Raw genomic sequence first — 21419 nt, 5'->3', positions numbered from 1 at the left:
GTTTCTGCTTTATTTCTAATTTGAAAAGAATAAATGAAAATGTGAAAATCTTTACATTGAAATTTTTTGTGATAAACTAAAGTCGAAAAGCAAGATACGCAGAAAAGAGGTGTCGTCATGCGCTACTTAGCAACATTATTTTGGACATTTATCTTAGGCCAAGTTGTCGGCTATCTAGGCAGCTCACTAGCGGGAGCTACTTATGATTTCCAATTGACCTCAATCATCTCTTTGGTAGCAGGTGTACTAATTATCCTTCTTGGTTTGATTGCACCTTCGCCAAAAAAGACAAGTCATTAATAGAAGAAAAACCAGTTACCTTCATTGTAACTGGTTTTTTTTTCTTTTCAACTGAGATCGTGCTTATGAAAATTTTTACGGAAATTAAATGCAGAAAGACAAATATTCAAAAAGACAAACGCACTGGTTACCCAAAACACGGCTGGGTAGCCAAAACTATGGGCAACGGTTGAACCGACCATTGGACCAAGCACTTGTCCAAAGTTAGAAAACATTTGGTTGTAACTATAAATTCGACTAACACCTTCCATTGGAGTGATTTTACTGATTAACGTATTGATCGATGGCATTAACGCACCAGTAGAGAAGCCCAAAAGAAAGCGTAGAACGCCCAATTGGAATGGTGACGTAACAAAGCCCATTGGAATAAAGCAAAGGAATGAAAGCAGTAGTCCTCCTAATAACACTTTATGATTTCCGTAGCGGTCCCCTACTTTACCTAATATTGGCGAAGAAATAATAGCTGAAACACCGGCAATCGATACGATCAACCCGCTGACAAATAAAAGGTTTCCTGTATTGCCGCTTAGATCACGGATATATAAAGTCAAAATTGGACTGATACTTGTTACACCAAGTTGCAGGATCAATGAAGTAATAAATAAGCCAATCAATAGTTGTAGGTTTTTGATTTGTCCAAAAATTTCTTTGACAGATAGAAGGTCCCCTTTTTCAACAGGTGCGAAATCTTCTTGAACCAAAAAGATCGTTAGCAGCAATGTGATCAAAAGAACGACCCCTGTGATGATAAATACATTCTTCATACCAAACCACTGTGCTAAAGCACCACCCATAGAAGGCCCGATCAAGTTTCCGGCGATAGCTCCGGTTGCTAATGTTCCTAGTGCCCAGCCGCTCTTTTCTTTCGGGGCTTGAGAAGCAATCAATGCTGTCGCATTTGGAATATAACCCGAAAGGATCCCCGTAAAGAAGCGCATAATCAATAGCCAGTAGACATTCGGTACAAAGGCTAATGAGCCCATGGTGACTGTCATACCAGCAGCCGCCCGAATCATCATCAATCTGCGACCTTTCTGATCTGCTAAATTTCCCCAAACCGGCGCAATGATTGCAGCTGCAAACGCAGTCACTGAGATTGCCAGACCTGAAAACAGCTCGATTTGGCTTTTTGGCGCCCCCAACTCTTCAATATATAGCGGAATAAACGGCATAACTAAACTAAAACTTGCACCAGTAAAAAAACAGCCAATCCAAGAAATTAGGAGATTTCGTTTCCAATCAATTTTCATGTCAAAACCCTCTTTCTCTTAAACTATACCGCATTTTTTAAAATAGTAAAATTAAAAAAGACAGAAGATTGTGTGATCTGTCTACAAAATAAAACTATCCCCACTACAACCGATTTCGCCTTCTTTGTTCTTTACAGCCCACATAAAGCAGCTCATCGATCAAAGAAAAAATCCGTTATAGTTTGGATAGTTCATTGTCAAAAGCACGACCAGAAATCAGTGCTCTTTATTGATTGGTACTAGCTGATCACAGCTAAAATAATGAAGTTCAAAATAAAGAGAATATTTACGACCCACAAAATTGGAGATACTTCGCGGAATTTTCCTTTTACGACTTTAACGATTGCGTAAAAGATAAAACCAGCTGCGATTCCATAAGAAATGCTGTAACAAAGTCCCATAAAGATCGAAGCAAAGAATGCTGGAACTGCTTCTTCAAGATCCGACCAATTGATATCCGCAAATGAAGCGAGCATCATCACACCGACTAAAATCAATGCCGGCGCTGTTGCTTGAGCAGGGACCACGGAAATCAATGGTGAAAAGAAACTACTAATGGCAAACAAAGCTGCTACTACCACTGAAGTCAATCCTGTTCGTCCCCCAGCACCGATCCCGGCAGCTGATTCAACATAAGTAGTGGTATTAGATGTTCCAAAGATCGCACCGATCGAAGTTGCAATTGCATCGGCAAAAAGGGCTTTGTCCATCTTTGTATTGAACCCTTTACTATCTTCCAACGCTTCTTCGTCTTTTTGAGAAAAGATTCCAGTACGGCGCCCTGTTCCAATAAATGTGCCGATAGTATCAAATGTATCTGAAAGACTAAAGGCAATAATCGTCATGATCACTTGAGGAATTTTAGCAGAATCACTAAACAATGAACCCATTCCCTCTGGGCCAAACGCAGCGCCAAAAGTTGTTCCAAGTTCATTAATTGAACTTCCCAAAGAGTTTCCCTGCCAATCAATCGTGCTTAAATCGACCACACCCATCAAAATACCAATGATCGTTGTCCCTAAGATACCGATAATGATTGCTCCTCGGACGTTTTTAACCACTAATAACGTTGTTAAAACCAAGCCAATGATTGCCAAGATAACTGGTGCATTATTAAAGTTAGCGAGTGCCGGCACGATGCCTCCATTAAATGAAGCACTAACAATCGTATCACCATCAACAGTTGATCCAGTAACTGCTGCAGTATCCGCGCTGAAACTTAATAGATTGGCATTTTTCAACCCAACGTAAGCAACGAAGATCCCAATCCCACCACCAATGGCATGTTGCATACTCTCTGGAATGGCGTGAATAATCAATTTACGAATTTTAGTGATCGTGATCAAAATATTGATCACACCACAGATAAAGACCATAGCTAATGCTTGTTGCCAAGAATAACCTAACCCAAAGACAACTGTAAAGGTAAAGAAGGCATTCAATCCCATTCCTGGTGCTTGCGCATACGGTACGTTTGCAAAGAGTCCCATGACCAGCGTTCCAATGACAGAGGCAATGATGGTTGCCAGAAAGACTGCTTGAAAAGGCATACCAGATGCGGAAAGAATCGAAGGATTAACAAAAAGAATGTAGCTCATTGCAAAGAAGGTGGTTACCCCAGCCATCACTTCTGTTGAAACAGTTGTTTTATTTTCTTTTAATTTGAAAAACTTTTCCATGTAAATCGTTCACTCCTACAAGATTAGTTAGTGTTTCTGAAAAGAAAAGAATAATTGCACTTTCCATCGAACAATTACAAATTATAGGCGAATCCCCTCTATTCCACAATAAAAAAATTAACAAAAACCAAATATTTTATCCGAATGTTCGTGTTTTATCGAGAAGCTGATTTTTTCCAGAAACTTACCATCCCCCTTTCATCTCTTGTGAAATCAGTAAAATGTGTTACACTTAAACAACTAGAAAAAGAGAATGGAGCGAGTCGAGTGAACAAAAAACTAATTGCCATCGATCTAGACGGCACTACTTTAAATACAGAGTCCCAAATTTCAAAGCGGACATTTGATGTTTTGACACGAGCAACGAAAGCTGGACATTATGTGACCATCGCAACCGGTCGTCCTTTTCGAATGAGTGATCAGTTTTATCGTCAATTAGCCCTAAAAACACCTATGATCAATTTTAATGGAGGTTTGGTACACAAACCTCGTCAAGTATGGGCAAATGAAACAGAATTCTCTGTGTCAAAAGAAATCGCTTTTGAACTAATGGCTCAAAAAGAGAACCTGAACTTAGATTTTGTTGCTGCAGAAAATCGGGAAACCTTTTTTATCGATCAACTTGAAGGCTTTGATCAGCGTTTCTTTTCTTCCGATAGTATTACTGAAGAAAACTTATTGAAGAACATGAAATCTGATCCGACTTCTTTATTGGTCAAAACACAAAATGAATTCGCTGAGTCTGTTGCTTTACGAATCAACGATCAATTCAATGACACGGTTGATGTCCGTACATGGGGCGGTCCTCATGCAATTTTGGAGATTGTTCCAAAAGGGGTCCATAAAGCATTAGGTCTATCAGTGATTTCCGATTATCTGAAGATTGATCCCAAAAATATTATTGCCTTTGGCGATGAACACAATGATCTAGAAATGTTGGAATATGCCGGCTGGGGTGTAGCTATGGCAAATGGAACCGCACAATTAAAATCTATTGCCAATGATGTAACGGATAAAACCAATGCCGAGGACGGCTTAGCTGACTACTTGGAAAATTTATTAGCCCTATAAAAAGACAAAAAGAAACACGAGGATTCGATGTCTCTCCTCTCCAAAGTCTGTATGAAAATGGACTTTAGAGGGACTACATCTGTCCTCGTGTTTTTAAATTGTTTCGTAAATGATTGTTTCTGCCTTAGGAATTTTTTCATCAATGAAGAATACTTTATACCAGGTCAAGAAAGTGTAGATCGTCCAGATTTTCCGTTGAAGTCCTTGTTTACCGGCGCGATGATCAGCCAATAATTGCAAAATCTTTTCTTGGTCAAAGAATTCTGCAGCAAAATCCGCTGTAAATAGTTCTTTGACGGTTTTGTAACCAGTCCCTTCTTTCAGCCATGCTCGAATAGGGACCGGAAAACCTAATTTTTCCCGATTGGCCCATTCTGTTGGGAGGTGACGATTTGCTGCTTGACGAAAGACATCTTTCGTATTGTACTGATTGATCAAATATTTTGTCGGAATCGTCTGTGCTACTTTCATGACTTCAATATCAAGTAATGGCACCCGTAATTCCAAAGAACTAGCCATTGACATCTTATCTGCTTTTAATAAGATGTCTTTGGGCATCCATTGATGAACATCCAAATACTGCATTTTGTTGACTTCTTCATCAAGATCTTTGACTTTTTCATAGTATGGGGCGACGATTTCCGCCACTGATGGTCCACTAGTATAGTCTGGATGCAATATCTCAGTGGCTTCTTGCTCTTCAAAGACCAGTGCTTGCCCGATAAAGAAATCTTTTGCAGGTGCGGTGGCTTCATAGAGATGAATTCGTCCATGGAAGTTTCTCATATTACCAATTGTCCGGCCTAATTTGAATCGAATATTCTTAGGTAATTTTTTCAATCCTTGAGCAAATACACGAATCATCTTGGAGTTCGTATGCCAACCATAAGCAGCATAGCCGGCAAATAATTCATCTGCGCCTTCACCAGATTGTACAACACGAACATGTTGCGAGGCGAGATTAGCTAAAAAGTAGAGCGGGACACAACTCGGATTGGAGTCAGGCTCATCCAAATGATACTGGATCAGTGGAAAAGCGTTGAAGGACATCTCGCCATCAATCACCGCTGCTGTATTGTTCAATCCCAGCATCTTGGTCAATTTTCTAGCTTCAATTGCTTCATTATAGGTCTTGTCATCGAATCCAATTGAGAAAGAATGATCTGGACGCAGAACAGCGGCAACATAACTTGAGTCGACACCGCTTGATAAAAATGACCCTACTTCTACATCACTGATTTTGTGTGCAGCAATCGATTCTTGAACGGTTTCATCGATTTTTTGGACCCAATCTTCTTTGCTATAGTTTTCTTTATGACTGTAGTCTGCATCCCAATATTCATGAATGTCCATGACGCCATTTTTATAAGTAAAATAGTGACCTTCTTGTAAGCGATAAACGCCTTTAAAGAATGTTTCGCCATTTAGCGGCGAATATTGAAAAGTCAAATAGGGTTTTAAGGCATCCTTATTCAATTCTTTTTCAAAATCTGGATGTGGTAAAAAACTCTTGATTTCTGAACCAAACATGAATGTACCATTCATTTCCGCGTAATAATAAGGTTTGATTCCGAAATGATCTCTTGCCCCAAAGAGTTCTTGCTTTTCGCGATCCCAAATGGCAAAAGCAAACATGCCGCGAACTCTTTGCAATAAATCAGTTCCCCACTCTTCATACCCATGAAGAAGAACCTCAGTATCTGCATGAGTCGTAAAGACATGTCCAGCTTGGATCAATTCTTCTCTTAAAGATTGAAAGTTATAGATTTCACCATTAAAAATGATTACTTTCGTTCCATCTTCATTATAAATAGGCTGCGTACCGCCTTCTAAGTCAATAATCGATAAACGCCGAAAGCCAAGAGCAACTTGGTCATCAATGAATTTTCCAGAACTATTAGGACCGCGATGAATGATTCGATCCATCATCTGTTCAATGATTTCGGCTTTTTGGTCTTTAGTATTAACGAAACCTACAATTCCGCACATATTTTCACATCCATTTTCATTTTCCTTTTTCATTTTCCCTGAAACAAATCTTATCTTACCATAAATTGAGTAAAATTAAATTTAAAAAAAATATAATAAATTAATTATTTAACCCAACAAAAAGAGTTTTTCAAGCAAAACCGCTTCATACCGCTTTTTACTCAGATACTAGAGGAGCTTCCTTACAAATTTGTTATTTGATTTTTTTAGATAACTTCTGTTCTCCTTAATAAATTTTTAGTAAACTTCCTCTACCATTCAGTTATTATTGGACAGACGCCAAGCAACGTGTTATTCTGATCATGGAATTTCGTTATCAACTTAACCGTTGCCTTTCGTTACGAATAACACTGAAAGGAGAATGACTATGACATTCTATAACACAGAACTACAATATCGAGTTACTCTAGATACAAAACTGAACCTTTTTATCGTTTTTGATAAAAAAGATGCTAACCGTTTTGCAACTGGTGTGACGATCGAACAAGCTGTACAAGAATTGACTAAAACTGCATAAGGAGTTCATCCAAATGAAGGATACCGATTCGTACTGAAAGCACCTCGCTAAGACTAATAGCAGGTGCTTTCTTGTTTTGTTATGAAATTAAACAGCTACTCCAACTGCTTTTCCTCTTCTGGCTCTTTCTTTTGTCCACTCTGCTGTTCATCCAACTGCATGATCTCATCTACTGATTCATCCTTCAAAAAAACGGATAGTCCCTTAACAGCTAATTTCGTTTGGCGCATGACATAATCTTTTTCAAACTCAGCCATTTTATCACCTTCTGCTTTCTTGTTCTCTTTCTTCTAGTTTAATCGATTTCGTTCAAAAAAAGAAGCAATGGCATGACATTATCAAAACTCGTTTCCTAAGCTCTCACTGCTGCCTGAATCAACTAATCAACTCATTAATTAAATTTTATGAGTCGTGTACGATGCTTTTCTCATACCTCGGGCCCCTCCTCCCCATGTCTTTACTTACAAAACAAAAAAAGCCTATCACCAAGGATAGGCCAAACGCTTCAAAGCGTTACTGTAAGGAGAGTACAGGATTTGAACCTGCGCGCCGGGATGAACCGGGTCGGCGGATTTCGAGTCCGCTGCATTACCACTCTGCCAACTCTCCATAACGTTTATTTTCTACTTTTTTCAGAAAAAGTCAAGAAAAAATCTGCAATCCATCCGAAAAAATGGTTGCAGATTCGTTATTATTGAAAAATAAAAATGTCTGTTCTATCTAAAATCCCAGTGATCGTTTCCTCGATCACCTTAATGATTTGTTCCTCCGTTGGCGTAATGATTCCAGCTGACATCAATGAAGCAATGCCGGTAACAACGATCCAAGCACCATTGTGCAAGGCTGTAATCGCTTCTTCCGATAGATCCGCATACTTTGGTTCGGACTTGATCAATTTTTTGAAATAATCAGACGAAAAATCGTGCATCAATTTCCCTCCGCCATAGTCATCTACGAAAAGAGCAATATACAAGTTGTGTTTTTCTTGTGCGAAGTGAATGTAGTTTAATCCTAAATCAATGACTTTATCACCAGTCCGTTCAACAGGAAACACGTTTTCTGAAAGATCTTTGAAGACCGCTTCAACTAAAGTGTTTTTCAAATCCTGCATGTTTTCAAATTCCAAATAAATCGGTTGTGTTGAAATCCCCATTTGCTTTGCTATATTTCGGGCGGTAAAGTTGCCAAATCCTTCTTTATTGATCAACTCATACGCGGCCTTCAAAATATGTTCTCTTGTATAGACCTTTCTTCGCATCAATAAATCCCCCTTTTCCTTTATCTAATTGTAACCGAGATTTTCCAAATTGAAAAACAATATACTCATTTCGTTATCTTATAACTGTCTGAATTGTTCTACAATTATATCCACACCGCTATTTGTGAAGTTTTTTACCAATTTAAATAAAATGGTTGCTTTCAAAAAATAAGATATTTTCTTTATTATTAGTTATTTAACTCACCGGATACTTCTCTTGTTGAATTGGAATGAAAAAGGTAAACTAATAGGAGGATTACTTTTCAAGATAGAGAGGCGTTAAAATGCAAGAAACAAATGAGTTATTGTTAGAAACTTGCCTCTTGGCAGGAAAAATCATGATGGAGAATGGTTCCGAAGTTTATCGAGTCGAAGATACCATGAATCGTATCGCTGCTAACGCTGGCGAAGCCAATAGTATCAGTTATGTGACCGCTACAGGCATCTTTATGGGATTACGAAGCAGTCACTACGCTCAAGTTGAAAATGTTCATGATCGTGTGATCAACTTGGAGAAAATAGTGGCCGTCAATCGGCTTTCCCGGTCGTTCGCAGAAAAACAGATCACATTACCGCAGTTGTATGCATCTCTTAAAGAGATCAATCAAGTCACACCAAGCTTTCCTCTCTGGTTACAAGTATTGAGTGCTGGAGTGGTCAGCAGTACATTAATGATTATTTTTGGCGGCAATTGGTCTGATTTCATTGTTACTTTTTTCATTGGCAGCATCGGGTTCATTACAGGTCTCTGGGTGAAAAAAGCGATTGATATCCGCTTTTTGGATATGTTCGTCGCCTCTTTAGTGATTGGCTGCTTAGCGATCCTATCTGTTCGCGGGGGCTTGGCGGGAAATGTTGACAACCTGATCATTGGTGCCGTGATGCCGTTAGTTCCTGGAGTGGCCATCACAAATTCATTTCGTGATATTCTAGCTGGCCATCTGATCAGTGGAACTGCGCGAGGAACTGAAGCTATCTTTACTGCAGCCGCAATCGGCGTAGGAATCGCTACAGTCTTCACCTTGTTTGGGGGGTTATCATGACCATTTTGATTCATGTCTGTTTTAGTTTTTTAAGTACCGTCACCTTTGGCATATTAACAAATATACCGAAACGTGCATTGATTGCAACCGGGATCGCTGGAACTGTTGGATGGATGATTTATTGGCAGCTGCATGAAATGGGTCATGGCATTGGTAGTGCCAATTTTTATGCTGCCTTTGCGGTTGGCTGTGTCAGCATCTTTTTTTCACGACGCAAGAAAATGCCCATGATCATCTTCAATATTCCTAGTTTAGTTCCTTTGGTCCCCGGTGGTCCGGCTTATAAAGCTGTTCGTGAATTTGCCTTGGGAGATAACCTTTTGGGATTAGAAAACCTCATGATTGTTTTGATCACTGCAGGAGCAATCGCGGGCGGGTTTATGATGACGAGTGTCGTTGAAAAGACCATCGCAAGTTGGCAAAACAAACGAAGAGAACGACTTGATAAAGAGGAGATAACTAGGAAATAAATATAAAAAATGAAAGCAATAACTAAGGATGAAAACAACTTGCCTATCGATCACTCGTGATAATTTGTACATGAATTGCTAAATTTTTCTTATTTCAGACTTTAGTACAATGCCTTCTTGCTATTCTTCTTTTATAATAAGGGTATCAAATCTTACAAATTTGTTTGACGAATGTCATTTATTTTGCTGGATTTTTCTAATTACACCACGTATAGTGGAATTAGAAACGAATAAAGGAGATGAAAGTCTGTGAGTATCGCCACTTCTCGTCGTATCATTAATACGATATCAATTATAGGATTAGGGCTATCTATTGCCTTAACGATTTACTTCATTAATCTAGGTGTCTTTAAAGATATTAATGCACTGCGTGGTTTGGTAGGCAACTCTGTTATTTTGGGACCAATCATCTTCATGTTGCTACAAATTTTACAAGTTGTAATTCCGATCATTCCTGGTGGGATATCCAGTGCGGCTGGCGTCTTGATTTTTGGACCATATCTTGGATTTGTCTACAATTATGTTGGCATTAGTATTGGTTCAGTGATCATCTTCTTGCTTGGCAGAAGATATGGTAAACCATTTATCCTCAGTATGGTCAGTGATAAAACATATGATAAATATATTGGCTGGTTGGATAACCAAAGTCGATTTGAAAAACTCTTTGCACTTGCTATCTTTTTACCGGTAGCACCGGATGATGCCTTGTGTTTGATGGCTGGACTAACGAATATTTCAGTCAAGAAATTCACTTTGATCATTTTATTGGCAAAACCATTATCGATTTTCTTATATAGTATGGCATTGATTTATGGCGGTACGTTTTTAACAGGGCTATTAGGCGGCTAAGTGCCGGGCTTAATAGCAAAAATAAATACAGGAAATTCCCGAACTATAGATGGTGGTCATTCCTTTCATTACAGGAATCAAACACGATAGTTCGGTTTTTTATAGTCTAGAGTTAGGATGAACAACATGAAATATCTAAAAAATAGTTTGATCAACACTTGGGATTTTCTAAAGGCAAGCGATGCTTATTTTCGAGATGTTCTGCTAATGCATGGTTTCTTGCTTTTTTTGGTTATCCCACTGCTTTCTTCTTCAACAAAATTTATCCTGCGTCGTGGGGGATTAGCCTATTTATCTTTCGACAATATAGGTAGTATTTTTACAGAGCATCCAATGGTTCTATTCTCGCTCTCTCTAATCTTGTTGTTGATTTTATTAGCAGTTTTTTTTGAGTTTACATTCCTGCTGCTGAGCGTCTATTTCATCAAGAAAAAGCAGCCGGTCCGATTGCGACAGCTGTTGCGAATGACATTTTTACAAATTCGCAAATTACGCCCCATGACCTTTTTGTTTTTCTTGTTTTATTTCTTTTTGATTTTGCCAATTGGCGGGCTAAGTTTTAACTCAGATTTGCTCTCTAAAGTGAAAATCCCTGCTTTTATCATGGATTTCATCTTTACGAATCGTGTATTGATTATCGGAGCCGTGGTTCTTGGCTACTTACTTTTGATTTATCTAGGGATTCGTGTGATTTTTGCTTTACCAGAAATGATCTTACGTGACCTTCCTTTTCGACAGGCCATTCGAGAAAGTTTGCAGACAACGAAACGCCGTTTCTTTGCGATTGTTGGCCAATTTGTCTTTATTGGCGGCGCGATCTTATTCATTTCAACAGTAGGATTTACTTTTTTGATTATCCTGCAAGCGATCATTGAAGAACTTTTCGCTGATTATGCGCTGTATTCAGCAGTCTTCATTATGACGCTCCTTCAACTCGTTTTGTTGTTGAATATCATTTTGTCTACCGTTGCCATCTTCTATATCATTGTTGATTTTATGGACGATGAAGGTTTCTTACCTGAGATACCACAATGGTTCAGTGAAGAACCATTGCCAGCAAGAAATTTTCAACGACTAAAAGCCTCTTTGATTACTGTAGTAGCCGTCTTCTTCGGGGTAGGAGTAAGTTTATACAACATGAATTATCTGACCTCTGCCGCTAATACTCGACCATTGACGATCTCGCATCGCGGCGTCAGCAATGGTCAAGGCGTTCAAAATTCATTAGAAGCACTGCGCTTCACTAGTGAGAACTACCATCCTGATTACGTTGAAATGGATGTTCAACAAACTAGCGATGGTCATTTCATTGTTTATCACGATTTTTCATTTAAAGCGTTGACTGGCTTCAATCAGAAACCGGAGCAATCAACTTTGGCACAAGCACAAAAATTAACCGTCTCTGAAAATGGACAAACGGCTCCGATTGCTACATTTGATGACTATTTATCCTTAGCGAATTCGTTGAATCAGAAATTGCTAGTAGAAATCAAGACACAACAAAAAGATACGACAGCATTAGTCCATTCATTTCTTGAACGCTACCGTGAAAATCTAGCCGAACATGAACATATTCTACAAAGCTTGACCTATAATGTAGTGGAAGAATTGAAACAAGAGGCTCCGGAACTAACTGCTGGGTATATCATGCCCTTCAACATCGTTGGCCCTCCATTAACAAGTGCTGATTTTTTAACGATGGAATATAGTACGATCAACCGCAACTTTGTTTCATCTGCTAAAACGGATCATAAAGATGTCTTTGTCTGGACTCCAAATGATGATGCCGAGATCAGTCGGATGCAGTTCTACGGTGTGGACGGCATCATTACCGATCGGATGGATATTTTGAACCAAACCCTCAGTGAGTCCACCGATGAAATGACTTACTCAGATAAGCTACTGAACTTTGTGATCGGCGTCGGCTAATTCACGCCAGCTAAAAAGAAAGACTGGACTCTAGTCAATAAAGATGAATCAGTGCCTACAAGCTGACTTTTCAGCATGCTGGCATAATACATTTTTATTAGCGAGTTCCAGTCTTGTTTTTATTAAGCCACAGCCACTGCGGTAATCTTATCAAATTTTACCAACATCCGCTGATTGCACTCCAATACAATGGATTGATCCTCCATCTCATAATCGGTCACTTTCACAAGAGCCGTATGCTCATACAGCTTCTCAATTACACCGACTAGCGATTTTTTTGCCCCAACAGGTTGACACACATAGGCATTTCCAATTTCAATATCTAGCATCTTACCACCTCAGAACTTCTTTTCTAAAAATATAATAACAAAAATACCGATTTATGCAAGCGCTTTTATGATAAATTTGGCACCTACTTATTTCCGCAGACAAGATGACAAAATCGTTCGCTTCTTATGACTGATGTGTTCGTGCATCTTCCAGAAAGTCCTAGTAACATAAAGGAAAGGAGATGAACAGAATGCCAGTAATCCAAACATGTATTTTTGGTCTCTTGACAGTCGCATTATTGATTGGTTTAAAGGAAAATCGTTGATGACTCCTTGATTGGTTAACTGTTCCTAAAGACCACAAATCAATGTCCTATTGTGACGGTCATTTTATGGTTAAATGAATAAGCGTCCTTATTCTGAACCATCCGCTTATATAAATGAAAAACCAGCCCTCAGAAGAATGATCGGAGGACTGGTTCTTTTTAGTTAGAACGATAAATTATAGACGTTCGTTCAATTCTTTTGCAAGCTCTTCAAAACCTGGTTTGCCAAGTAAGGCGAACATGTTTTTCTTATAAGCTTCCACGCCAGGTTGGTCAAATGGATTCACACCATTCAAGTAACCAGAAATACCTACAGCGATTTCGAAGAAATACATTGTATAACCTAATGTGTAGGCATCCATCGTTGGGATCTTAACCAATAAGTTTGGTACATCGCCATCTGTGTGAGCCAATAACGTTCCTTCGAAGGCTTTGGTATTTACAAAATCAACTTCTTTTCCTTGTAAGTAGCCAAGTCCATCAAGGTCAGCTTCTTGCGTAGGAATTGTGATTGATTTACGTGGTTTTTCAACTTTAACAACAGTTTCAAAGATGTTGCGGCGGCCTTCTTGGATATATTGACCCAATGAATGCAAATCAGTTGAGAAGTTAGCACTTGAAGGGTAAATTCCCTTTTGGTCTTTTCCTTCTGATTCTCCAAATAATTGTTTCCACCATTCAGAGAAGTATTGCATTCCTGGTTCATAATTGATCAGCAATTCGGTTACTTTTCCTTTGCGGTAAAGGATATTACGCATTGCTGCATATTGATACGCTTCATTTTTTTCAAGGTCATCACTGGCATATGCTTCACTAGCGTCTGCTGCACCTTGCATCAAAGCATCGATATCCGCACCGCTTGCAGCGATTGGCAATAGACCTACAGCTGTCAAGACAGAGAAACGTCCGCCAACATCATCAGGAATTACGAATGTTTCCCAATTTTCAGCATCTGCTTCAACTTTAACGGCACCTTTTGCTTTATCTGTCGTTGCATAGATACGTTTGTTTGCTTCTTCTTTGCCATATTTTTCGATCAAGCGTTCTTTGAAGACACGGAATGCGATCGCAGGTTCTGTCGTCGTTCCTGACTTAGAAATGACATTGACAGAGAAATCACGATCACCGATGATTTCGATCAAATCAGCTAAATAAGTCGAAGAAATTGAGTTTCCGGCAAAAAAGATTTGTGGTGCTTTCCGTTCATCTGATGAAAGCAAGTTATAGAATGAATGGTTTAAGAAATCAATCGCAGCTTTTGCCCCTAAATAAGAACCACCGATACCGATAACAACTAATACTTCTGAGTCCGATTGGATTTTTTCTGCTGCTTTTTTGATTCGTGCAAATTCTTCTTTATCATAATTTTTAGGCAAGTCGATCCAGCCTAAAAAGTCGTTACCTGCACCAGTACCTTCACGTAAGAGTTTATCTGCTGCTGTAACTTGACTTTGCATGTAGCTTAATTCGTATTCATTCACGAATGGTGCTACTTTTGAATAGTCAAATTTGATGTGTGACATGATTTGTCCTCCTTGAAAAAAATTAGTTTTTCATACAAGTACTACTTTACGTTTTTTTTGAACTTTTTTCAAGTAATTCCTTATTATATCGCCTATCTGGCAGAGTTAGACAAGTCCTTGAGAAAACATTGCTTTAGCAACTTTTTCAAATCCAGCCACATTTGCTCCTAGCATGAAATTATTTTTTTGATCAAATTCTTCTGCAGTGTCACGGCAAGCATCATAAATATTCTTCATGATCTCATCCAATTTTTGATCGACTTCTGCCTGCTCCCACTGCAAACGTTGTGAGTTTTGACTCATTTCTAAAGCAGAAACCGCTACGCCACCCGCATTAGCCGCTTTCCCAGGACAATAGTAGATTCCTTGCGCAATAAAATATTCTGCCGCTTCAAGAGAGCTTGGCATATTGGCACCTTCAGAAACAATCCGGACACCATTCGCTTTTGCCCGTTTGGCTTGTTCTAGATTGATTTCATTTTGAGTCGCACAAGGGAAGGCTAATTCCGCTTGAACATCGAAGTCCCAGACAGAAGCGCCTTCATGGTACTCTGCTGAGGGGCGTGCGTTGGCATATGCTGTCAAACGTTCCCGTTTCACTTCTTTGATTTCTTTCAATAATGCCAGATCGATACCTTCTTTGTCATAAATGAAGCCAGAAGAATCAGAGCAAGTGATGGCTTTTGCGCCCAACTCATGCAATTTTTCAATCGCATAAATGGCTACATTGCCGCTTCCAGATACAATTGCCTGTTTCCCTTGGAAGTTTTCCTTTAAATCTTTCAACAGATGCTTAACAAAATAGACTGCCCCGTAACCGGTAGCTTCCGTCCGATTTTTACTTCCCCAAAAGTCCAATGGTTTTCCTGTAAGGACACCAGCATCATATTGTTTCAGACGTTTGTAAGCCCCAAAGAGATAGCCAATTTCACGGCCACCAACACCAATGTCCCCCGCAGGCACATCTAAGTCAGGTCCGATATGTTTTGCTAATTCCGTCATGAAACTTTGACAAAAACGCATGACTTCTCCATCTGATTTTCCTTTTGGATCAAAGTCACTTCCGCCTTTGCCGCCACCAATCGGTAATCCAGTCAAACTGTTCTTGAAAATCTGCTCAAAAGCCAAAAATTTCAAGATACTTAAGTTGACGCTGGGATGAAAACGCAGGCCGCCTTTGTAAGGCCCTAATGCAGAATTAAATTGGATCCGATAACCGCGGTTGACTTGCCAATTGCCTTGGTCATCTTGCCATGGCACACGAAATTGAATAAATCGCTCTGGTTCTGTTAATAAATCAACCAAATTCGATTCAATGTATTCTGGATGTTTTTCTAAGAAAGGAATGATTGTTGGTAAAAATTCATCTATCGCTTGTAAAAATTCCGTTTGGTTCTGATCTTTTTCGTGCAGTTTCTCTTGGATCGCTTTTACATACTCTGAAGCATTTGTCATCAGGCATTACCTCCTTTAGTTAAATTCTATTTTATAGAAAATTTCAGAAATTGCATCTATTTTTTACGAAATTGTCAGAATTTTTTTTCGATTCATTGAACAAACAGCTTTCTCCCCGCTTGTTCCTGCAATATGGTACAATCCACAAAGAGGTGAAGGAAGATGAAGAAATCCTATGATGTGATCGTGATTGGTGCTGGGACCAGTGGCATGATGGCCGCTATTTCAGCAGCCGAAAACGGTGCAGACGTATTACTTATAGAAAAAAATAAAAAAGTTGGCAAAAAATTGCTTATGACCGGCGGCGGTCGTTGTAACGTGACCAATCATCGCTCTGTCGATGATTTGATCGCCCATATTCCCGGCAACGGAAAATTTTTATATAGTACATTCTCGCAATTCAATAATTTCGATGTGATGACCTTTTTTGAATCCCATGGTGTCCCTCTGAAAGAAGAAGATCACGGACGGATGTTTCCTGTCACAGACAAATCGAAAACGATCGTTGAAGGCTTATTACAGGCGCTCCATGAGAAACAAGTCACTTTATTGACCAATACAGTCGTCACTAAATTACTTCATGATGGGACTCAGATCCAAGGCGTTCGAACAGAATTCGAAGAATTTACTGCGCCCTGTGTGATCCTGACGACTGGTGGTCGAACTTACCCTTCGACTGGAGCAACTGGAGACGGCTACAAAATGGCCAAAAAAGTAGGGCATACCATCACACCGCTTTATCCTACCGAGTCTCCCCTCATATCAGAGGAGACATTTATCAAAGAACGCACACTGCAAGGGATCTCTTTACAAGATATTGCTTTATCTGTTTTGGATTCTACAGGAAAAACCGTTGTCTCTCATACCATGGATCTCTTGTTCACGCATTTCGGGCTTTCGGGTCCAGCTGCACTGCGCTGTTCTTCTTTTGTCAATCAAGAATTGAAAAGTCATACACCTGTCACAGTGATGCTGGATTGTTTTCCAGAAAAAACAGCGAATGAATTGGTGAATGAGCTAACAGTGGCAGCCCATTCGAAGAAAAAATTAGTCAATGCACTGAGCGGCATCTTGCCGGAACGTCTGCTAGAGTTCTTTATCCATCGACTGGCACTTTCTGATCTGGTGGCTGAGCAAACAACTGAAGACCAGCTACAGGCTTTAGCAGCTATCATGAAAGGCTTTTCTGTCACAATTTCTAAAACATTTCCACTGGAAAAATCTTTTGTGACGGGTGGAGGGATTCATTTAAAAGAAGTGAATCCCAAGACAATGGAAAGTAAGTGCATCAATGGCCTTTATTTCGGCGGCGAATTACTCGATATCAACGGTTATACCGGTGGATTCAATATCACTGCTGCCTTTTGTACTGGTCATGTCGCTGGCAAGCATGCGGCAGAAATGGCGAGCTATTTCCACTATTCACAAGGATAGTCTTTATTCTCTTAACGATCTGACACAATGAAATACAAGGAATTTCGAATCTTTCGCAGACTTGCATTTGAGTAAAGTTGCTGTCACATCCCATTGCTAGCGGGGTAGTGACAAAGCTTCGTTTTTTTGTTTGCATTTCTAGAAATTGCTTATTAGTTGGCGATTTTTGTGAGAAGGCGTAGACTGAAAGAGAACTTAAAGGAGGTTGGACAAATGAAACGTATTTCAAGAGGCAAATTTGAAAAAATGCAGAAACTTTCAAATGAAGATGGGGTGATTGCGGCATTGGCCATTGATCAGCGAGGATCAATGAAAAAAATGATGAAAGCTGCCACAGGGCCCGATAATTTTAAAATGGAACAAATTTATGACTTCAAACGGTTGGTTTCACAAGAATTGACAAAGTATGTCAGCAGCATTTTATTGGATGAAGAATATGGATTTCAAGGCATCGAAGCGAAAAATCCTAATGCTGGTTTAATTCTGTCTTATGAAAAAACCGGTTATGATGTCAATACTCCAGGACGATTGCCGGAGCTCTTGCCAAATGAGTCTCTGCAACGTCTAGTCCAAAAAGGAGCTGACGCAGCTAAAGTGCTGGTTTATTACAATCCTGATGAACCGCAAGAGATTCTTGATACGAAACATGCTTTTCTAGAACGTTTAGGTACGGAAGCACAAGCAGCCGATATCCCAATTTTTGTCGAACCAATCGTCTATGACGATGAAATCACCGACGATAAATCACCGGCTTTCGCTAAAATCAAACCTGGAAAAGTCATTCGTACGATTCAAGAATTGACCAAAGACAAATACCATATCGATATTTTAAAAGTTGAAGTACCCGTACAATTTGATTTGGTTGAAGGGTTTCAAAAAGAAGGCTTAGAAGCTGTGTATACCCAAGAAGAAGCTGCCAACTACTTTAGAGAAGCTAGCGATGCCGCTACTCGTCCTTTCATTTACTTAAGTGCAGGGGTTCCCGCAAACATCTTCCGAGAAGAATTACGCTTTGCCGGCGAACATGGGGCAAAGTTCTCTGGTATTCTTGGCGGACGTGCAACTTGGCGAGACAGCGTGGAAATCTATGGAAAACAAGGGGAAAAAGCACTGCTTGATTGGTTAGATACGCAAGGCCGGGAAAATGTCGAAGAACTGAATGCTATTCTAAAAGAATATGCTACACCATGGTACGAATTTTATGGTGGATTAGATAACATTGAAGTCTTTGATATTTCCGTTATGGAATAATTGTCCATAGAACAAACAACAGAGCCGCTGCATTGAAGTAGGATACTTCAATGCAGCGGCTCTGTTGTTTTGTCTGTTCCTGTTTAATCAACTTCAGAAATAGCAGTCAGCGAGACAAACTGTCCGCGGACTAATTTGCTCAAATCTGTTGGAGACAGTCCGATTTGTAAACCACGCTTTCCTGCTGAGATGATGATTTCTTCCAAATGTTGCGCACTTTCATCAATATAGGTTGGAAAGAGCTTCTTCATGCCGATCGGTGAACATCCACCGCGAATATACCCTGTGGTCTCTTCTAGGTCTCGTAAGTGCAACATTTCTACTTTTTTGTTGCCGCTGGCTTTAGCAATTTTCTTCAAATCTAATTCGTGATCTCCAGGGATGACTGCGACGATGGGACCCGTTTTATTGCCAACTGCTACCAGCGTTTTATAGATGGCTTCTGGATGAGCGATTTGCTGAGCAACAGACCCTGCATCCAAATGATCTTCTGACCATTCGTACGTATATTCCTGATAGGAGAGTTTCTTTTGTTCTACCATCCGAATCGCATTTGTTTTTTTTACTTTTGCCATGACGCATTCCTCATTTATCCAAACTTCTGGTTCTTTCTTTACGACTTCAATTTTAAGAGTCTCATTTAAGACTGCTCGAAACTATAGGACTAGTCTGCCCCATTTTTTTCTGTTTATGTTCCCGATTGTTTAATTTTTCATTGTTTCGATTGAAAACTCAGCTAAATAATCTTTCATCCGCTCCACTGGAATCTGACCAGGGGCAGAAGCTTGATCCAGCGCAGCAAAAGTCATGACTGAATCGATCAGACTGCCACTGACGCGGCTGATTTTGCCTAGATTTCCCATTGACATGACTGCTAAAGGTAATTGATTGAATCCCCGCGCTTTATTGATAATGCCCATCAAACGCAAAACGTCCTGCACATTGTGAGGCATCATTGCTAGTTTTCCGATATCAGCGCCAAATTGATTCATAATCCCGATTTTTAAGATCAACACAGCATCTTCTGGTGTTTTGTCGAAATCGTGACTGCTTAACACCAATTTCACTTGATGTTCTTTGATTTTCTGAATAAAGTTTCTGCCTAAAAACTCAGCTTTTTCCAGTTCCACATCAATCATATCGATCAATCCAGATTCTGCAACGCCTAGACATAAATGTTTATATTGTGTCAAAGTGAAAGGGATTTGTCCCCCTTCTTCGATGGTTCGAAACGTAAACAGAAAAACTTTTGATTTTAGAGTGGTCCGAACGTGAGAAAGTACATCCAGAACGTCAGATAAACTATCGACTTTTTTATAATAATCAGCCCGCCACTCAATGATCTCTGCATCCGAAGTTTCTGCGGCTAGGGCTTGCTTGATAATCTCCTCATTAGTTGTTCCGGTCAGCGGCACACAAATGCGCGGGTGCTTGCCATCCAACTCGATTGACTTTACTTGAACCATCCGTCTCACTCCTTTTTGATTTGGTAAAAGAATACTTTTAAGTAATTCCCTTCTAAAAAGTTAGGATCAACTGCAAAATCACTTGGCAGTCGATATTCTTGTATACATTGATATGTGACTTGTGCCTGATCCATTGCTTCCTCGATCATTTGTTGAAACTTCTTTTGGGAAAGGTTGGCAGCATTCGTTGAAGCAATCAACAAGCCTTCCTCATTCATAATCGCCAAACTATCCGTAACCAGTTCACCATAATTTTTTGCAACAGAAAAGACTTTTTTCTTGTTGCGGGCAAAACTAGGCGGATCTAAAATGATCATATCAAAGGTCAGCTCTTTTTTCTTAGCATACTTAAAATAGCCAAAAACATCCATCACATGAATCTTCTGTTTTTCTGGATCAAAGCCATTGATTGCAAACTGCTCTTTGGTCTTCTCCAAACTGCGCTTGGCAAGATCAACACTCGTTGTCTTTGTCGCACCGCCCATCGCAGCCGCAACAGAAAAAGCACCGGTATAACTAAACATATTGAGCACTGTCATGCCTGCTGACAGCCCTTCGGCGAGTTGTCCGCGTACTTCCTTTTGATCAAGGAAAATCCCGGTCATCAGTCCCTCATTAAGATAGGTAGCATAGTGAACGCCATTTTCTTTCACAATCAGCGGTTCGGGCGCCTCCTCTCCATAGACGGCTGCTGATTCTGGCAGATCAGAGTCAAAGCGGATTTTTTCAACCGCTCCTTTGACTTCTGGAAAAACTTGTTGGAACGCTTGGATCAATAGAGATTTATTTTGGTACAATGTTTCGTTATACCAAGAAAATACGGCAAATTCTCGATAGAGATCAATCGTTAATCCACCTAAGTGGTCACCTTCTCCATTAACGATACGAAAAGCATCTGTTTCTTCGCTGGCATAGTAAGCACTTCTTTTGGCTTTGGCTTTTGCAAAAGCTGCTTCAAAAAAGTCCTTGTTGATCGGACGATCTTCAAAAGCCAATACCCAGCCGATGCCTTTATTCTGTTTCCCTAAATAGCCGGTTCCGACAATTTTCCCTTGCGAATCGACAAAAGAGACCCAATCCTGTGTATCTTTGACTTGCAGGAGATCATCTTCTTGGATCAATGGGTTTTTTTTATGGAATTTTTTGATTCCTTTTTTGCTTAAATTCATTTTCATCGTTTATCTGCTCCATTCATTCTATTGATAAGTATAGCAAAAACCTGTTTCTTTGTCTGTAATCTTGAAAGTAAAGAAATACTTAATTCCGCACCACGACAGGGAATTCGATTGACACTGTTTCGATGGACTAGTAGAATATAGGATGATGTAAATTCGAATCTT

General features: G+C 39.7%; 20 protein-coding genes and 1 tRNA gene. 9 read left to right on the top strand and 12 right to left on the bottom strand.

Annotated features, from left to right (window positions below; genetic code table 11):
- Positions 1-117: 117 nt before the first annotated feature.
- On the top strand, positions 118-300 hold the full coding sequence (locus FE005_RS09445; protein ID WP_003127855.1) for a YjzD family protein: 183 nt from the start codon (positions 118-120) through the stop codon (positions 298-300).
- Positions 301-347: 47 nt separating this feature from the next.
- Here FE005_RS09445 and FE005_RS09440 read toward each other — a convergent pair whose 3' ends face one another.
- Positions 348-1550, bottom strand: a complete 1203-nt coding sequence (locus FE005_RS09440) for a multidrug efflux MFS transporter (protein WP_138371695.1) — start codon at positions 1548-1550, stop codon at positions 348-350.
- Positions 1551-1789: 239 nt separating this feature from the next.
- Complete coding sequence (locus FE005_RS09435) at positions 1790-3229, bottom strand: NCS2 family permease (RefSeq protein WP_003127853.1); 1440 nt, start codon at positions 3227-3229, stop codon at positions 1790-1792.
- A gap of 267 nt (positions 3230-3496) precedes the next feature.
- Between FE005_RS09435 and FE005_RS09430 the strand changes: the two genes are divergently transcribed.
- Positions 3497-4300: a Cof-type HAD-IIB family hydrolase gene (locus FE005_RS09430; protein WP_003127852.1), complete on the top strand. Its 804-nt coding sequence runs from the start codon at positions 3497-3499 to the stop codon at positions 4298-4300.
- Between the two features lie 93 nt (positions 4301-4393).
- Here the strand turns inward: FE005_RS09430 and asnB are convergent, their stop codons facing one another.
- Positions 4394-6289: an asparagine synthase (glutamine-hydrolyzing) gene (asnB, locus tag FE005_RS09425; protein ID WP_138372205.1), complete on the bottom strand. Its 1896-nt coding sequence runs from the start codon at positions 6287-6289 to the stop codon at positions 4394-4396.
- 367 nt (positions 6290-6656) lie between these two features.
- Between asnB and FE005_RS16845 the strand changes: the two genes are divergently transcribed.
- Positions 6657-6806, top strand: a complete 150-nt coding sequence (locus FE005_RS16845; RefSeq protein WP_003127849.1) for a hypothetical protein — start codon at positions 6657-6659, stop codon at positions 6804-6806.
- Positions 6807-6901: 95 nt separating this feature from the next.
- Here FE005_RS16845 and FE005_RS16840 read toward each other — a convergent pair whose 3' ends face one another.
- From FE005_RS16840 to FE005_RS09415, 3 genes are all read right to left on the bottom strand, one after another.
- Positions 6902-7063: a hypothetical protein gene (locus FE005_RS16840; RefSeq protein ID WP_003127848.1), complete on the bottom strand. Its 162-nt coding sequence runs from the start codon at positions 7061-7063 to the stop codon at positions 6902-6904.
- A 264-nt stretch (positions 7064-7327) separates the two neighbouring features.
- Positions 7328-7415 (bottom strand) — tRNA-Ser (locus FE005_RS09420).
- Between the two features lie 82 nt (positions 7416-7497).
- Positions 7498-8064: a TetR/AcrR family transcriptional regulator gene (locus FE005_RS09415; protein WP_005472096.1), complete on the bottom strand. Its 567-nt coding sequence runs from the start codon at positions 8062-8064 to the stop codon at positions 7498-7500.
- Positions 8065-8348: 284 nt separating this feature from the next.
- Between FE005_RS09415 and FE005_RS09410 the strand changes: the two genes are divergently transcribed.
- The 4 genes from FE005_RS09410 to FE005_RS09395 all read left to right on the top strand — a co-directional run bounded on the left by FE005_RS09410 (position 8349) and on the right by FE005_RS09395 (position 12355).
- Positions 8349-9107 (top strand): threonine/serine exporter family protein, encoded by a 759-nt coding sequence (locus FE005_RS09410; protein ID WP_103301305.1) that lies wholly within the window; start codon positions 8349-8351, stop codon positions 9105-9107.
- Complete coding sequence (locus FE005_RS09405) at positions 9104-9577, top strand: threonine/serine exporter family protein (protein ID WP_138371694.1); 474 nt, start codon at positions 9104-9106, stop codon at positions 9575-9577. Before FE005_RS09410 ends, FE005_RS09405 begins: the two co-directional genes overlap by 4 nt.
- Positions 9578-9826: 249 nt before the next feature.
- Positions 9827-10426 (top strand): TVP38/TMEM64 family protein, encoded by a 600-nt coding sequence (locus tag FE005_RS09400; protein WP_138371693.1) that lies wholly within the window; start codon positions 9827-9829, stop codon positions 10424-10426.
- A 126-nt stretch (positions 10427-10552) separates the two neighbouring features.
- Positions 10553-12355, top strand: coding sequence for a glycerophosphoryl diester phosphodiesterase membrane domain-containing protein (locus FE005_RS09395; RefSeq protein ID WP_103301304.1), 1803 nt, complete (start codon positions 10553-10555; stop codon positions 12353-12355).
- Positions 12356-12477: 122 nt separating this feature from the next.
- Here the strand turns inward: FE005_RS09395 and FE005_RS09390 are convergent, their stop codons facing one another.
- The 3 genes from FE005_RS09390 to gdhA form a co-directional block, all read right to left on the bottom strand.
- The gene (locus FE005_RS09390) at positions 12478-12684 is read right to left on the bottom strand and encodes a hypothetical protein (protein ID WP_113849956.1); all 207 of its coding nucleotides are present in this window, start codon (positions 12682-12684) and stop codon (positions 12478-12480) included.
- 442 nt (positions 12685-13126) lie between these two features.
- On the bottom strand, positions 13127-14473 hold the full coding sequence (locus tag FE005_RS09385) for a glucose-6-phosphate isomerase (protein WP_005472008.1): 1347 nt from the start codon (positions 14471-14473) through the stop codon (positions 13127-13129).
- A 105-nt stretch (positions 14474-14578) separates the two neighbouring features.
- Positions 14579-15928, bottom strand: coding sequence for an NADP-specific glutamate dehydrogenase (gene gdhA / locus FE005_RS09380; protein ID WP_005472006.1), 1350 nt, complete (start codon positions 15926-15928; stop codon positions 14579-14581).
- A 162-nt stretch (positions 15929-16090) separates the two neighbouring features.
- On the opposite strand from gdhA, the gene FE005_RS09375 reads away from it, so the two are divergent.
- Together FE005_RS09375 and FE005_RS09370 are read left to right on the top strand one after the other, a co-directional pair.
- Positions 16091-17362 (top strand): NAD(P)/FAD-dependent oxidoreductase, encoded by a 1272-nt coding sequence (locus FE005_RS09375; protein WP_138371692.1) that lies wholly within the window; start codon positions 16091-16093, stop codon positions 17360-17362.
- A gap of 213 nt (positions 17363-17575) precedes the next feature.
- Entirely contained in the window at positions 17576-18613 is a 1038-nt protein-coding gene (locus FE005_RS09370; protein ID WP_003127836.1) for a tagatose 1,6-diphosphate aldolase, read from the top strand.
- Between the two features lie 83 nt (positions 18614-18696).
- Here the strand turns inward: FE005_RS09370 and ybaK are convergent, their stop codons facing one another.
- The 3 genes from ybaK to FE005_RS09355 form a co-directional block, all read right to left on the bottom strand.
- Complete coding sequence (gene ybaK / locus FE005_RS09365) at positions 18697-19188, bottom strand: Cys-tRNA(Pro) deacylase (protein ID WP_086269428.1); 492 nt, start codon at positions 19186-19188, stop codon at positions 18697-18699.
- Positions 19189-19317: 129 nt separating this feature from the next.
- Positions 19318-20079 (bottom strand): type I 3-dehydroquinate dehydratase, encoded by a 762-nt coding sequence (gene aroD / locus FE005_RS09360; RefSeq protein WP_060815281.1) that lies wholly within the window; start codon positions 20077-20079, stop codon positions 19318-19320.
- Positions 20080-20084: 5 nt separating this feature from the next.
- The gene (locus FE005_RS09355; protein WP_081131283.1) at positions 20085-21254 is read right to left on the bottom strand and encodes a class I SAM-dependent rRNA methyltransferase; all 1170 of its coding nucleotides are present in this window, start codon (positions 21252-21254) and stop codon (positions 20085-20087) included.
- Between the last annotated feature and the right edge of the window lie 165 nt (positions 21255-21419).

It is taken from the genome of Enterococcus sp. M190262 (assembly GCF_005843965.1).
GTDB lineage: Bacteria > Bacillota > Bacilli > Lactobacillales > Enterococcaceae > Enterococcus_D > Enterococcus_D gallinarum.
The sequence above is the reverse complement of the archived record's forward strand: the minus strand, read 5'-3'. Positions and strand labels throughout refer to the sequence as shown.

What these genes read in the sequence shown, in the direction of transcription:
- FE005_RS09445 (WP_003127855.1), top strand. Translation starts at nt 118, where the DNA reads ATGCGCTACTTAGCAACATTATTTTGGACATTTATCTTAGGCCAAGTT.
- FE005_RS09440 (WP_138371695.1), bottom strand. Translation starts at nt 1,550, where the DNA reads ATGAAAATTGATTGGAAACGAAATCTCCTAATTTCTTGGATTGGCTGT.
- FE005_RS09435 (WP_003127853.1), bottom strand. Translation starts at nt 3,229, where the DNA reads ATGGAAAAGTTTTTCAAATTAAAAGAAAATAAAACAACTGTTTCAACA.
- asnB (WP_138372205.1), bottom strand. Translation starts at nt 6,289, where the DNA reads ATGTGCGGAATTGTAGGTTTCGTTAATACTAAAGACCAAAAAGCCGAA.
- FE005_RS16845 (WP_003127849.1), top strand. Translation starts at nt 6,657, where the DNA reads ATGACATTCTATAACACAGAACTACAATATCGAGTTACTCTAGATACA.
- FE005_RS16840 (WP_003127848.1), bottom strand. Translation starts at nt 7,063, where the DNA reads ATGGCTGAGTTTGAAAAAGATTATGTCATGCGCCAAACGAAATTAGCT.
- FE005_RS09415 (WP_005472096.1), bottom strand. Translation starts at nt 8,064, where the DNA reads ATGCGAAGAAAGGTCTATACAAGAGAACATATTTTGAAGGCCGCGTAT.
- FE005_RS09410 (WP_103301305.1), top strand. Translation starts at nt 8,349, where the DNA reads ATGCAAGAAACAAATGAGTTATTGTTAGAAACTTGCCTCTTGGCAGGA.
- FE005_RS09405 (WP_138371694.1), top strand. Translation starts at nt 9,104, where the DNA reads ATGACCATTTTGATTCATGTCTGTTTTAGTTTTTTAAGTACCGTCACC.
- FE005_RS09395 (WP_103301304.1), top strand. Translation starts at nt 10,553, where the DNA reads ATGAAATATCTAAAAAATAGTTTGATCAACACTTGGGATTTTCTAAAG.
- FE005_RS09390 (WP_113849956.1), bottom strand. Translation starts at nt 12,684, where the DNA reads ATGCTAGATATTGAAATTGGAAATGCCTATGTGTGTCAACCTGTTGGG.
- FE005_RS09385 (WP_005472008.1), bottom strand. Translation starts at nt 14,473, where the DNA reads ATGTCACACATCAAATTTGACTATTCAAAAGTAGCACCATTCGTGAAT.
- gdhA (WP_005472006.1), bottom strand. Translation starts at nt 15,928, where the DNA reads ATGACAAATGCTTCAGAGTATGTAAAAGCGATCCAAGAGAAACTGCAC.
- FE005_RS09375 (WP_138371692.1), top strand. Translation starts at nt 16,091, where the DNA reads ATGAAGAAATCCTATGATGTGATCGTGATTGGTGCTGGGACCAGTGGC.
- FE005_RS09370 (WP_003127836.1), top strand. Translation starts at nt 17,576, where the DNA reads ATGAAACGTATTTCAAGAGGCAAATTTGAAAAAATGCAGAAACTTTCA.
- ybaK (WP_086269428.1), bottom strand. Translation starts at nt 19,188, where the DNA reads ATGGCAAAAGTAAAAAAAACAAATGCGATTCGGATGGTAGAACAAAAG.
- aroD (WP_060815281.1), bottom strand. Translation starts at nt 20,079, where the DNA reads ATGGTTCAAGTAAAGTCAATCGAGTTGGATGGCAAGCACCCGCGCATT.
- FE005_RS09355 (WP_081131283.1), bottom strand. Translation starts at nt 21,254, where the DNA reads ATGAAAATGAATTTAAGCAAAAAAGGAATCAAAAAATTCCATAAAAAA.